The 13,092-nt window shown below is 39.3% G+C and carries 12 protein-coding genes and 1 pseudogene; 3 read left to right on the forward strand and 10 right to left on the reverse strand.

The features are described from left to right. A partial coding sequence (locus tag SST62_RS0106955) for a transposase (RefSeq protein ID WP_194283590.1) occupies nucleotides 1-420 on the forward strand: 420 nt, incomplete at its 5' end. Between the two features lie 720 nt (nucleotides 421-1,140). Here the strand turns inward: SST62_RS0106955 and SST62_RS0106960 are convergent. Further along, complete coding sequence (locus tag SST62_RS0106960) at nucleotides 1,141-1,683, reverse strand: hypothetical protein (protein ID WP_029186792.1); 543 nt, start codon at nucleotides 1,681-1,683, stop codon at nucleotides 1,141-1,143. Nucleotides 1,684-1,903: 220 nt separating this feature from the next. Between SST62_RS0106960 and SST62_RS0106965 the strand changes: the two genes are divergently transcribed. After that, entirely contained in the window at nucleotides 1,904-2,698 is a 795-nt protein-coding gene (locus SST62_RS0106965; protein WP_029186793.1) for an XRE family transcriptional regulator, read from the forward strand. A 510-nt stretch (nucleotides 2,699-3,208) separates the two neighbouring features. Here SST62_RS0106965 and mutY read toward each other — a convergent pair. From mutY to SST62_RS0107005, 8 genes are all read right to left on the reverse strand, one after another. Further along, a complete protein-coding gene (mutY, locus tag SST62_RS0106970; RefSeq protein ID WP_029942681.1) occupies nucleotides 3,209-4,360 on the reverse strand; it encodes an A/G-specific adenine glycosylase in 1,152 nt (383 codons plus the stop codon). Between the two features lie 289 nt (nucleotides 4,361-4,649). After that, nucleotides 4,650-5,042, reverse strand: a complete 393-nt coding sequence (locus tag SST62_RS0106975) for a PaaI family thioesterase (protein WP_029942682.1) — start codon at nucleotides 5,040-5,042, stop codon at nucleotides 4,650-4,652. Continuing rightward, nucleotides 5,026-6,768 (reverse strand): ABC transporter ATP-binding protein, encoded by a 1,743-nt coding sequence (locus SST62_RS0106980; protein ID WP_029186796.1) that lies wholly within the window; start codon nucleotides 6,766-6,768, stop codon nucleotides 5,026-5,028. The genes SST62_RS0106975 and SST62_RS0106980 overlap by 17 nt, the downstream gene beginning before the upstream one ends. Further along, nucleotides 6,755-8,494 carry an ABC transporter ATP-binding protein gene (locus SST62_RS0106985; protein ID WP_029186797.1) on the reverse strand — a complete coding sequence of 580 codons (1,740 nt, stop codon included), beginning with the start codon at nucleotides 8,492-8,494 and terminating at the stop codon, nucleotides 6,755-6,757. Before SST62_RS0106985 ends, SST62_RS0106980 begins: the two co-directional genes overlap by 14 nt. 1 nt (nucleotide 8,495) lies before the next feature. Continuing rightward, nucleotides 8,496-9,470: a phosphate acetyltransferase gene (gene pta / locus SST62_RS0106990; protein ID WP_002935239.1), complete on the reverse strand. Its 975-nt coding sequence runs from the start codon at nucleotides 9,468-9,470 to the stop codon at nucleotides 8,496-8,498. Between the two features lie 17 nt (nucleotides 9,471-9,487). Beyond that, nucleotides 9,488-10,381, reverse strand: a complete 894-nt coding sequence (locus SST62_RS0106995; RefSeq protein WP_029186798.1) for an RluA family pseudouridine synthase — start codon at nucleotides 10,379-10,381, stop codon at nucleotides 9,488-9,490. After that, the gene (locus SST62_RS0107000) at nucleotides 10,381-11,199 is read right to left on the reverse strand and encodes an NAD kinase (protein WP_029186799.1); all 819 of its coding nucleotides are present in this window, start codon (nucleotides 11,197-11,199) and stop codon (nucleotides 10,381-10,383) included. The genes SST62_RS0106995 and SST62_RS0107000 overlap by 1 nt, the downstream gene beginning before the upstream one ends. Further along, nucleotides 11,183-11,854: a GTP pyrophosphokinase gene (locus SST62_RS0107005; protein WP_029186800.1), complete on the reverse strand. Its 672-nt coding sequence runs from the start codon at nucleotides 11,852-11,854 to the stop codon at nucleotides 11,183-11,185. Before SST62_RS0107005 ends, SST62_RS0107000 begins: the two co-directional genes overlap by 17 nt. An 86-nt stretch (nucleotides 11,855-11,940) precedes the next feature. Between SST62_RS0107005 and SST62_RS0107010 the strand changes: the two genes are divergently transcribed. Beyond that, nucleotides 11,941-12,507, forward strand: coding sequence for a CYTH domain-containing protein (locus SST62_RS0107010; protein ID WP_029186801.1), 567 nt, complete (start codon nucleotides 11,941-11,943; stop codon nucleotides 12,505-12,507). 30 nt (nucleotides 12,508-12,537) lie between these two features. On the opposite strand, the pseudogene SST62_RS0107015 reads toward SST62_RS0107010, so the two are convergent. After that, nucleotides 12,538-13,092: pseudogene (locus tag SST62_RS0107015) on the reverse strand (IS30-like element ISSpn8 family transposase); the annotation flags it as partial.

The following is a 13,092-nucleotide window of genomic DNA, read 5'->3' on the forward strand; positions in this document are numbered from 1 at the left end:
AAGGATGCGGGGCTTTTTGTCTGCCCTCAAGGACATATGGCTGTTCGAAAAGCTCGGACGGGTAAGAAAAATCAAAATAGTAATCAGGTCATTACGCATTACTTTGATGTGGAAAAATGCAAGATTTGCCCTGGTAAAGAGGGTTGTTATAAAGAAGGTGCACAGACTAAGACCTATTCCATTACGATTAAGAGTCATGAGCATCTTTTTCAAAAACGATTCCAGGAAACACCTTACTTCAAAGAAATGGCAAGAAACCGTTACAAGATTGAAGCCAAAAATGCGGAATTGAAACAAAGACACGGTCTTGATGTCGCCAGAGCATCAGGTGTTTTCAACATGGAATTACAAGCAGCCACCACCATATTTATAGTCAATATGAAGCGAATTATGACCTTAATAAACCAAAAGGAAGAATAGAAAAATAGGAATTCTCCCAATCATTTAGGAGAATTCCTATTTTTTTTATAAGGGTCGGAGTAACTGGAGACTTTTTCAGTGGGCTCCTAAAAAACGAGGATATTCTCCTCGAGATGTAATTATAGGTCAAGCAATTGGTGGAAGAAACGGTGCAATGTTTGCCCTTCTTTATGAAGCTGATAAAACACATTACCATTGTCAATTTTGTGGACATAATTTTGCAATAAAAGAAAATCGATTCATTAGAGAATCCTAAAATTATCAATTCAATCCTTCAACATCTTTACACCTCCAAGAATCAAAAATAACTACTACAAGATACAAATAGATTTCAATTTTGAATTGTCTATAGTTCTGACAAACTCCCCCTTCTAACTGCTACGAATTTATATCTAAAAACACATTACCAAAGTTATTGTTATTCAGACCCTGGTCAAAAATCATAAAATAGAAAACAGCTTAGAATCAACGTTTCTGGAAATGTAATTCTAAGCTGATTTTTTTGAACAAATTTGTATTTGGAGAGAATATGTGCACATCCTCAATATTATTAAATCATCTCAATCTTTAAAAGATATGAATACCATTCTTACAAAAATGAATTAAAAGGTTAACGAAGTATTCTAAAAAATAGTCCTTTATCAATTTAAAGCAGTGACAAAAAAATAAAGATTAGTGATGTCCTAGAATTATTAAGTAAAAAGAAATCGAAAATCAAACTTAGCAAGCGAACCCATTATTTTCTTCAAAGTTCTCAATCATTTCCTTCTGCATAAGTATAATTTCGGAACGAAATACATTAGCCAAAGTGGATTGATTGATGATTTGACAATTTTTTCTCACAGATTTCAAGACTCTTTCAACTAGACTCTCAACTTCTGAACCGTTACGAATCCCCATATCCCAGAGTTCTTGTAGGACTGTTTTTTCATATCTTCTTTCATACTCAGACATCCCCTGCTTCGCCCAAAACAGTTCACCACTCTCATTCTCAAGCCAATTCCAAACCAGATCAGGATTTTTTACTAAAGGTTTCTCAAATTGACAAGATTGACAAAGAACCATTTTATTAGACAAAGAATAAGACAAGGGCCAGATTTTATTGACAATTTGACAAGCAGATACAGCAAAAGAAGTTTTACATCTCCAGCAAGAACCACTCAAATTGTCTTCTACTTCACGAATTCCCTTTTCAATTAAAGTACCTGCCCAATATTCTTCAACCTCTTTAACTCCTGATTTTTTAGCTACTAATCCAAACATTTTTATAATCTCCTTAATAATCAATCAAATTTGAAATGTCAATAGAATGCCACATTTAAAATAGGCTCTTGAAAATAGTCCAAATAACTTTATTTTTCATTCGACTTGTTCTTTATGGTTATATATTACCACCATTTTTTTATCTTGTCAAACATGTTAAACAAATCTTGTAAATGAATTTTCTTCATGGTATAATATGTTAAACGAATCGGAGGCAAACATGATTCTAGGCGATATTATCAAAGATTTTAGACAAAAAAATAAACTCACAATGGATAGTTTTGCAAGCTTATCTGGACTGACTAAAGGCTATATTTCCATGTTGGAAAAAAATCAACACCCAAAAACAAAAAAAGCCCTGCTTCCTACTTTTGAAACTCTTGAAAAAGTGGCTAGAGGAATGGACATCAGTGTAAGCGAACTTATTTCACAATTAGATTCCAATCAAGAAATCGCTTTGACAATCACTCCTCAACAATTCCAACTTTTTCAAATGCCTCTCCATCCTCAAGTCCAGTTATTGGACAGAGAATTGCGAGATGAGTTTCATAGTAAATGGATTGCATTTGGACAAGATCAACTTAATAGTATGTCAGCAAAACGAGAATCTTCCAATCTTATTTCCTTAGATGATTTCAGAGACCGGGTTGAATTAGCCGTTCCTGGAAAGGTTTCTGCCGGAACTGGATACTGGCAAGATGCTGACTTCAATCGTTTCGTATCTTTCTACACTGACGATTTACCAACAAGTACTCAGTATGATACTATTGCACAAGTCGTTGGAGACTCAATGTCTCCACTAATTCTTGACGGGGACTACTTGTTCATAAAACTGACTTCTTCTATTCCCATGAATTCTATAGGAATTTTTTCTGTAAATGGTGAGAATTTTGTTAAAAAATTCAAAGGCGACTATCTCCAGTCCTTAAATCCAGACTATGACGATATTTATTTTACAGAAGACGATGAAATTCGAACAATTGGTCAGGTAGTCGAGATTATTAGCAATAATTAAAAGGAGACATTTGTCTCCTTTTTTAAAATCAGAAAAGCCCATTATCAGCAAATTGACAATAATTAAATGATTAAATAATTATTCTGCTACCCTTATGTCATTGTTTGTCCTCTTACTATTTGTCTAAAGTGTGGAGATTGCTTATATAAGATGAAAATCGCTAGAGGTTTTTGTGATTTTCTTAGGATTTGTTCAAACATTTGAACACCAAGTTGTTACGACACGAATATTCTTAGCCTACTTTTGAGTGAACTGGGTAGCAAGGCTAATTGTAAGTTATGCTATGCATTTGACAACAGATATCACAAATTGATATGAAACAGGGATAATGGACTTTTCCCCTAATAGCAACCTTGCCTTACGGAGCAAAGTCACTAGTAGTATGTACTGCTCAAAGAACGCTTAATACTCCTTTCGACTTTTTGGATGGCGTTCCTCATCACTCTTCATCTCTTTTCATCTACATTATACCACCAATGTAAAACGCTTTCAAATAATTATGTGCTCCAATCACAATTTTTTTGCTTTAATATAGGATTCCCACATTTTTTGTTGGGGTTTTGCAAAAGGATATTTAGGAAAATCTTCTACAGAGACCCATTTTACTTCGTTTGGAGCTGATAGCTCGATTGTATCTACCAAACCTTCAACCAAGTCAATTTGCCATTTGCGGTGGCTAAAGATGTGTTGTACAGAATCAAATTCTTGCTCTTGCCAATCAACTGTCATGCCGTAATGTTCTGTGAAGCTCTGACGAATATCTGGCTGAACAGTTTCTTCTGCTACTTCAAAGAGTGAAACTTGTTTATCAACGACAGCCCCTTTTTCCAAAAGCGGAAAAGACCAGAAACCTGACAAAAGTCCTGCTTCATTATTTTTTTCCAATAAAAATTGATTGTCTTTATTTCTAATGAGAAATCCTTGGTAGGTCACGGGAATCGGCTTTTTCTTTGGTGCTTTAATAGGGTACTTATCCATAGTACCGTTTAGATAGGCAGCACTAAAGTCTTTGACAGGGCTATCTTGAGGGCGAGGATTGACTGGCGATTCAATATCCGACCCCAAATCCATCAAGGCTTGGTTGAAATCTCCAGGTCTGTCAGGGTCTATCATGATTTCCATCATTGCTTGAAAAATCTTGCGATTGGTTGGCACGCCAATGTCGTAATCCACCTCAAATAATCGACTAAGAACCCGCATGACATTGCCGTCTACTGCTGGCTCTGGCAAATCAAAAGCAATACTTGAAATCGCACCCGCTGTATAGGGACCGATACCTTTTAAACTAGAAATTTCTACATGCGTGGTCGGAAATTGCCCATCAAAATCTTCTACCATTTGCTGAGCCGCCTTTTGCATATTCCGCACGCGCGAATAATAGCCCAATCCCTCCCAGAGTTTGAGAATGACCTCCTCTGGTGCTTGTGCTAAATCACTAATCGTAGGCAAGTGATGGAGAAAACGTTCATAATAAGGAATGACCGTGTCTACTCTTGTCTGTTGAAGCATGATTTCAGAAACCCATATAGCATATGGGTCCCTTGTCCTTCTCCAAGGCAAGTCACGTTTATTAGCATCATACCAATCTAAGAGTGCCTTGCGAAAAGATTGAATCTTTTCCTCCGGCCACATTTCGATTCCATATTCTTTCAAATCTAACATACATCTAGTATAACATAAAGAAAGGGAGCCAGCTTTTGCCAACTCCCTTATATCGTTTATAATCAAAATCAAACTAGCTCCAAAGGTTTGGGGAAACTTTGGAGGTTGGAAATAGAGCGAACGAAGTTCGTCTCTACAAAGGTTTGGGGAAACTTTGGAGGTTGGAAATAGAGCGAACGAAGTTCGTCTCTACAAATGTTTGGGGAAACTTTGGAGGTTGGAGATTGAGCGAATGAATTTGTTTCTCTAAATCTAGCCAAGACTGTCTGTTTTTGATGTTCGAAGAATTTTATTCTACTTTACCTGTTACAAACATGGTAAAGCTTGCTGAAGCAAGTAGCTGTTTATCTTGGTTTTCTATCTTAACTTCGACGACCTTTGTCCTGCTTCCATCATGTGTGCAAGAGCCTATTACTGATAAGGTATCACCAAGTCTAGCTGCCTTCATATAATGGATATTGGACTGTAGGGTAACAGAATAAGCCCCCCTTGCTACCGTTGTCAGACCTGCAACTGAATCTGCCAATGTGAAAAGAAAGCCTCCATGTGCTATGCCGTATGGATTGAGAGATTTTTCCGTCACTTTTGTAGTCAGTAGCACCTCTTTCTCATTGAGCATTGTAGCTTGATAGTCATCTAAAACCGTAATCGGTTGTAAGTCTAATTTATCTAACACTTTCATCCTCCTCTGTCTGCTGACTTGTTTGCATTTGAGAATAAACGCCTTGTTCAGCCATCAATGCTTCATGATTCCCTTGTTCAACAATTTTTCCATCCACCATGACCAAAATCAAGTCAGCTGATTGAATGGTTGATAGGCGATGAGCAATAATAAAGCTGGTCCGCCCTTCCATCAATTTGGCAAATGCTTCCTGTACTAAAATTTCTGTCCGTGTATCAATAGAGGAAGTCGCCTCATCTAAAATCAGGATTTTAGGTATTTTAACAAAGACACGCGCAATAGACAAAAGCTGACGTTGTCCCTGGGATAAGGCTTCACCTCCATCTGCTAAAAGCGTATCGTACCCCTGCGGAAGCTGACGAATAAAGAAGTCTGCATTAGCTGCCTTAGCCGCCTCAATGACCAATTCCCGCGTGGCATTTGGATAGCCATAGGCAATATTATCATGAATGGTACCAGATTTAATCCATGTCTCCTGTAAAACCATCCCAATCTGTCTGCGAAGATCCTCACGACTGTACTGGCTAATCGGAACTCCATCTAAAGTAATTTGACCAGCTGTTACATCGTAGAAACGCATAAGCAGGTTAATCATGGTTGATTTACCAGCACCAGTAGGTCCAACAATGGCTACCTTTTGTCCAGCTTTGACAGCAATATCCAGATGTTCAATCAGAGAACGGTCAGGACTATAGGAAAAAGACACATTTTCAAAGGAAATAGCTCCCTTCAGCTCCTCTGAATCAATTTTCCGCTCAGCCTGATCGTCAATGCTATCTAGAGCCAAGATAGCAAACAGCTTGTCTGCACAAGCTAAGGCGCTCTGCAATTCCGATAGGACCGAGGAAATATCATTAAAAGGCTTGCTGTACTGACTAGCATAATTGAGAAAAGTTGTCAGAGACCCCACTGTAAAATTTCCTGCCATAATTCTCAGAGCTCCAAGTCCTGCAAGTAAGGCATAAATAATAGCATTGATAAACCGCGTACTTGGATTGACCGTTGAAGAGGCAAAGATAGCCTGTTGGGAATAGGTCGCATACTGTTCATTCACAACTTGAAAACCTTGCGTAAATTGCTCTTGAGCATTGAAAGATTGGATCAAGGTCAGTTGACTGATGGACTCTTCCAAATGCTGAGATTGCTTCCCACGTGCCTGAGTCTGTTGTCTATAATAACCATAGGATTTCTTAGCGATATAGCGTGCCACAAGCAGAGAAACTGGAGTTAATGCCACAACCAGCAACATCATCGTCAAGTCAAGCCTAGCCATAGTGAAAATGGTTAGGAAAATGGTCAAAATACCAATGAAAAATTGATTGAAAATCATCAATAGACCATTTGTTAATTGCTCACTATCACTTGAAAAACGGGCTACCAAATCACCAACTGAATGACGATCCAGATAAGATAGGGGCATCTGGTGCAGCTTCACATAGACCTGTTCACGCAAGTCGGCCACCATTCCGTAAACCAAGCGATTGGTTACCAAAGGTAAGTACCATTGCACCAGCGTATTAAGCAAGATAACCATTACCATTTTGCCTAAGATACCTAGTAAGACCTGACCATTTGCTATCAATACGGCATCGACTGCCTGACCAATCAAGATCGGCAGATAAACTGTCAGAAGCACTTGCACCAAAGTTCCCACCAACATCAAGGACATTCGAAAGGGTTGGCCTAAAACCAATCTGACCAGTTCCTTAAAACTAGATTGTCTCATAGCTATCCTCCTCTCCTTGTTGTTGCGATTGGTGAATTTCTTGATAAATAGCAGAGCTTCTCAGCAAGTCCTCATGGCGACCAAGTCCAACTTGACGCCCTTGTTCCAAGACTAAAATCTGATCAGCTGTCCGTAAACTATTGGTTCTCTGAGATACCATTATTAAGGTTTGCTCAGGCAATTCACGACAAAGCGCAGCCAATAACCGACTCTCCGTCAGATAATCCAGAGCAGATGTTGCATCATCCAAGATTAAAATCGGTGCTTTCTGTAAAATAGCGCGTGCAATGGTCAAACGTTGACGCTGTCCACCAGAAAAATTCTTCCCAAAGGCTTCGACAGGGCTATCCAAACCACCCTTGTCCTCTATGAAAGATTTAGCTTGAGCAATTTCTAATGCAGACCATAGGTCACTATCAGATATTTCTTCCAATCCTAAAGATAGATTAGAACGAATAGTTCCAGCAAAAAGCTGAGCCTGTTGCGGAACGATGGCAATTTGCTGCCGCCATTCTTTTAAATTCTTGGGACTTTTTCCATCAATGAAGAGAGAGAGCTGATTTGTTGGCACTGAATAGAGTGCCTGCAATAAATCTACTAGAGTGGACTTACCTGACCCAGTTCCCCCGATAATTCCCATAAACAGTCCCTTACGTAAGTCAAAAGCAATGTCAGACAGGGACTCCTCAGCAGATTTTGGATAAGAAAAGGAAAGATGGCGCACAGAAAAGATGATCTCCTTATCCTCGCTAACCACTTTTGGTAAACTAGACTCTACATCCTCAGATGTTTGGTCAAAAACCTCTTGAATACGTTGCGCTGAAATATAGGTCTGGTTGAGAGTAGACACGACCATAATCATCTTGACCAATTCTACTAAAATTTGTAAAAGGTAGTTGATAAGAGCGACCAACATCCCCTGTTCCAACAAATTGTGTGAAATGGCTATATTTCCCTGCCAGATGAGAATGAGTAAAGTGCTGTTGACCACTAAAAATGTCAATGGTGATAAAAGACTAGACCAAAAACCAGCCTGCAACTGTTGCTTCTTATAAATCTGATTTATGCCTTGAAAAGCCTTAATTTCCCGCTCTCTTTGTCCAAATGCACGAATCACTCGCCAACCAGTCACTGTCTCACGTACCTGCCCCACCAAACCATCTAATTCTTTTCGCATCGATTGATAAATACGGCTGGTCATAACAGAAATGACTGTCACTATAAAAATCAATAGGATAATCATTCCTAGAAAATAGGCAGATAGACTTGGGCTAATATAGAATGCCAGGATGAGCGAACCAAATACGACAATTGGAGCACGTAAAAACAAACGAAGAAAAGTATTAATACCCGTTTGAATTTGTAAAGTGTCGCTGGTCAATCGTGTCAGCAAGCTGGATGAGGAAAGAATATCTCGGCTAGACTTGGGAAGGGAAAGAACCTTCTGATACAAGTCATTCGTCAGCTCTTTAGTCACTCCAACCGCTGCTTTAGCTGAATAATATTGCGCTATTAGTGAAACAATAATTCCAATACATGCTAGACCAACCAGTAAAAAAAGCATAGCAACCAGGTTTCCCCGGCTGCCATTTGGAATAATTGTATCAACGATATAGGCGATAATTAATGGTACCAAAAGCTCAAAACAAGCTTCCAATAGTTTGAAAACTGGACCTAATATGGATTCCTTAATATAGTCCTTAAAATATCGTGATAAAAATTTCATATTAACGGTGCTCCAAAGCCTGAACCGCAGTAATCAAGGTCAAGTTGTAAACATCATCAGGGTTACAACCACGAGACAAGTCGTTTACAGGCTGATTCAAACCTTGTAAAACAGGACCTACCGCTGCAAATCCACCCATACGTTCGGCAATTTTATAACCAATATTACCAGCTGAGATACCTGGGAAGATAAATACAGTCGCTTGACCAGCAACACTCGAACCTGGGGCTTTTAATTTACCTGTGGTAGGAACAAAGGCAGCATCAAATTGCAATTCACCGTCCAAATCCAACTCAGGACGCAATTTTTGAGCAATTTTAGTTGCTTCAACCACCTTATCAACTTTAGGACCAGCACCAGAGCCTTTTGTAGAATAGCTAAGCATTGCAACTTTTGGATCGATACCAAACATTTTAGCAGTACGTGCTGAGTTGATAGCGATTTCTGCCAAGGTTTGAGCATCTGGATCAATGTTGATAGCACAGTCACCAAAAATATAACGCTCTTCACCTTTTACCATCAAGAAGGCACCTGATGTTTTCGATACACCTGGCTCTGTTTTAATGATTTGAAGAGCTGGACGAACTGTTGAAGCGGTTGAATGAATCGCACCAGATACCATACCTTCTACTACGCCCATATATACCAACATAACACCAAAGTAGTTAACATCTTTCAACAACTCATGTGCCTGCTCTTCTGATACCTTACCTTTACGGCGCTCTACCAAAGCAGCTACCATCTCATCATATCTATCATAATGAGCTGGGTCAATAATTTCAAAACCTTCTGTAATCCCTTCAATGTCAAGGTAAATCTTAATACGATCTGGGTTTCCAAGCAAGACGGGTACTACATCCGACTCATTTACCAAACGTTTTGTCGCCTGCAAGATACGTGGTTCTTCACCTTCTGGCAATACGATACGTACTTTTTTACCCTCTAGCTTTGTAGCTAATTGCTCAAAAATTTTCATGAACAAACTCCTTAAATTTATTTACTTATTAACTGATTTATAACAGCCTGAAAATCGTCTGGAAGATCTGCTTCCAAGTCAATCCTTTGGGCTGAGAAAGGATTGTCAAAGGCCAAGTTATGACAATGCAAGGCCTGACGCTGGATTCCACAATCCAAGCTTCCACCATACATATCGTCCCCCAAAAGCGGGAAACCAATATGTGAAAAATGAACACGAATCTGGTGCGTTCTACCAGTGTGCAACTGAATATCTACTAGATGAATATCATCCCAAGACTCCACTACACGATAGGAGGTATGGGCATATTTTCCAGTCTTTGTCACACATCGAGTAATAATACTATCTTCTGGACGACCAATCGGTGCAATGATATCCCCCTCTGCTTCCAACACACCATCTCCCTTGACTAGAGCATAATAGCGCTTGTGGATGAGCTTGGCCTGCAACTGCTTGTCCAGTCGAGCATGTGCATAGCCATGTTTGGCAAAGAGCATGACACCCGAAGTATCTCTATCCAACCGCGTTACGATATGGACCTGCTTATTTTCGTAATCTTGCTCCACAAGGTAGCCTTTCACAAAATTAGCAATGGTCGAGGAATGCAGAGCTGACGGAATAGAAGCATAACCAACCGGCTTATTGATTGCTAGAAAGTGGTCATCTTCATAGACAATATCCAGCGGAAAAGAAATCGGTTTCAAACTTCCCGTTAAATCCTCCTCAGCTGGTATGTCAATTGTAACCCTATCTCCAATATCTAGCAAGTAAGTTGCATTGCGTTCGATATCATCGACCCAAATATTGCCGCCTGTGTACTTGATTTTTGCCAACAAACCTTTTGAAACACCATGTTTTTTCAAAAAAGTTTTAATTTTAGTATGCTGGTCCGCAATAAATTCAAACCGCATTACTCCACCTCTCCAATAAAGGCATCCTTCACACGATTCCAAAAACTAGTATGGCTCGGGGTGGCAACAAAGTGAATTTTATGCTGGTCAATCTGGTACTCAATTTTTTCAATGTTGTCATAGACATAGGTCTTATTATCAACAGCAATTGAATAGCGATCACTGTGCTTGGGTTCAATAACAATCTTGTCTTTTTTGGGAACAACGATAGAAGACCCTAGTGTGCGATAAACGCGATTATTCAAACTAGCCACTTCTGCTATTTGCAAGGCTTCTATGGTCGGATGCAAGACCGCGCCACCTAAAGACTTGTTGTAAGCTGTTGAACCAGTTGGGGTCGAGACAGAAATTCCGTCACCTCGAAAACGTTCAAAGGGAACATGATTGATGATAATATCTGCCACCATCGTTTTAGATAAACGCTTGATTGTCGCTTCATTTAAGGCACGCGCCTCTACAACACGACCATCTGCCATTTTGACTTTGACATTTAAAATTGGATAGGAAACCCTTGCACCATTGTCAAGCTTGAGATTTTCAATCAATTTGTCCACCTCAAAGTCACGATAATCCGTATAAAATCCCAAATGTCCTGTGTGTATCCCAACAAATCGCACACGATCAATCAACTTTTCATACTTATGAAAGGCTGACAACAGCATACCATCTCCCCCAATGGAAATGACAATATCTGGATTTTTGGGTGTCAAAATAAAATTAGCTTGTTTTAATTTCGTCCATAATTCTTTGGACACTGCTTCACTCTGAGGACTTCGGCTAGCGAGCAGAGCGATTTTTAATCTACCTGTATTCTTCATCTGTATCATCACTATTTCCAACACCGTCATTCAACTTACGGTGGGCAGGGTCAAACAAGGCCTGCGCCTCTTGAATGTCGTTGCGGATTTTTCGCATCTCCTCGTCTAATTCATAGGCAATTTTTGCGGTTATTTCTAAACGTTTTTTGATTTCTTCTGGAAAATTCCCCTTATACTTATAATTCAGCGAATGTTCAATCGTCGCCCAGAAATTCATGGAAAGGGTTCGAATCTGGATTTCTGCCAGAACCGTCTCGTTGCCATTTATAGTATCCACAGGATACTCAATCACCACATGATATGAACGGTAGCCAGAGGCTTTCATATTGTTGATATAATCCCGTTCATGCACAATTTGCATATCCTTGCGTTTCCGCAAAATAGCTAATACTTCTTCAATGTCGTCCACAAATTGAACCATAATCCGAAGACCGGCAATATCTTGCATATCTTGAGCAAGATTTTCCAATTTGATATGTCGCAGGGCCATTTTTTCTTTAATGGATTCAATCGGTTTTACCCGTCCTGTGACAAACTCAATTGGAGAATGCCGATTAGCCTTGCGATACTGCTTGCGAATCCCCCGCAGTTTGATTTTCAATTCACCAACTGTCTGAATATAGGGGTCTAAAAATTCTTCCCAGTTAAAGTCCATACGGCCCCTTTCTTGTCAAAACTTTTAAATTGTATTAGAATAACACAAAGACTAATCTATTATAACACATTGAAAGGGTTTACTGCATGAAAAACCACCTTGAAATTGAGTATAAAACCTTATTGACCAAATCCGAATACAAACGCCTGCTTACTGACTTTTCAGATGTGAGCCCAATTCTTCAAACAAACCACTACATTGATACCCCAGACCTAGATATGAAGAATCACCGCTTTTCACTCCGTATTCGTACATTTGAAGACTCAGCAGAACTAACCTTAAAAATTCCACAAGAAGTCGGAAATCAAGAATATAACCAAGCTCTAGACATCCAAACTGCTCATCATTTACTGGAAAATTTTCAACTACCAGCAGGACAAATTTCTGACATTATTTCTGCAACAGAGATTCCACTTGATAAACTTGCTGTCTGGGGAAGTCTCACGACAAAACGCTATGAGAAACAGACATCTATAGGTCTTATGGCCCTCGATGAAAATGATTATGTGGGACAAAAAGATTATGAATTAGAAGTCGAAGTGACCGATGCAGATGCAGGAAAAATTCTTTTTGATGAATTCCTTAAGAAGAAATCAATTCAATTCAAATATGCTAGTAGTAAGGTCGCACGAACAGCTGCCTACATGAAATAACTATAAAAAATCCCAAATTTCAAGTTGAAGTTAGCCGCCCAAAAGAAATTCACTTGGCGACTTGTAGTCCAAGCATTTTTTAGGGTAGTTGTTAATCCAATTTTCGATAAAAGCTACTTCTTTCGGAGTCGTTTTCTTGGTTCCTTTAGGTAACCATCTCCGAATTAATCGATTATGATTTTCATTTGAACCTCTCTCCCATGAAGAGTAAGCATGTGCGTAGTAGATATGTTCCTCAGGAAATACCTCAGACAATCGTTTGAATTCCGAACCATTATCTGCAGTAATGGACAGAATACGATGCTCCCCTAATAGTAACGTAAGCGCCTGATTGACAGATTCAGCAGTTTTATTTGGAATTAACCTTATAATTTGGTGTCTGCTCCGCCGGTCGGTTAAGACTAACAGGCAATAATTTTTCATCTTAGTCAGTAGGACGGTATCAATCTCATAATGACCGTTTTCCAAGCGCAGATTAATAACGTCAGGACGTTCTTCGATAGATTTACCAGCCGGCTTAAAGTTCGGACTAGCTTGCTTCTTGACACCTTTCCTTTTTCTGGGATAAAGCATGTCGGCCTTCGT

Source organism: Streptococcus suis YS56 (assembly GCF_000440115.1).
GTDB classification, from domain to species: domain Bacteria; phylum Bacillota; class Bacilli; order Lactobacillales; family Streptococcaceae; genus Streptococcus; species Streptococcus suis_L.

Excerpts from the sequence above, each read along its gene's own strand:
- SST62_RS0107005 (WP_029186800.1), bottom strand. The coding sequence starts at position 11,854 with ATGGACTTTAACTGGGAAGAATTTTTAGACCCCTATATTCAGACAGTT.
- SST62_RS0107000 (WP_029186799.1), bottom strand. The coding sequence starts at position 11,199 with ATGAAGAATACAGGTAGATTAAAAATCGCTCTGCTCGCTAGCCGAAGT.
- SST62_RS0106985 (WP_029186797.1), bottom strand. The coding sequence starts at position 8,494 with ATGAAATTTTTATCACGATATTTTAAGGACTATATTAAGGAATCCATA.
- SST62_RS0106995 (WP_029186798.1), bottom strand. The coding sequence starts at position 10,381 with ATGCGGTTTGAATTTATTGCGGACCAGCATACTAAAATTAAAACTTTT.
- SST62_RS0107010 (WP_029186801.1), top strand. The coding sequence starts at position 11,941 with ATGAAAAACCACCTTGAAATTGAGTATAAAACCTTATTGACCAAATCC.
- SST62_RS0106975 (WP_029942682.1), bottom strand. The coding sequence starts at position 5,042 with ATGAAAGTGTTAGATAAATTAGACTTACAACCGATTACGGTTTTAGAT.
- pta (WP_002935239.1), bottom strand. The coding sequence starts at position 9,470 with ATGAAAATTTTTGAGCAATTAGCTACAAAGCTAGAGGGTAAAAAAGTA.
- SST62_RS0106960 (WP_029186792.1), bottom strand. The coding sequence starts at position 1,683 with ATGTTTGGATTAGTAGCTAAAAAATCAGGAGTTAAAGAGGTTGAAGAA.
- SST62_RS0106980 (WP_029186796.1), bottom strand. The coding sequence starts at position 6,768 with ATGAGACAATCTAGTTTTAAGGAACTGGTCAGATTGGTTTTAGGCCAA.
- SST62_RS0106965 (WP_029186793.1), top strand. The coding sequence starts at position 1,904 with ATGATTCTAGGCGATATTATCAAAGATTTTAGACAAAAAAATAAACTC.
- mutY (WP_029942681.1), bottom strand. The coding sequence starts at position 4,360 with ATGTTAGATTTGAAAGAATATGGAATCGAAATGTGGCCGGAGGAAAAG.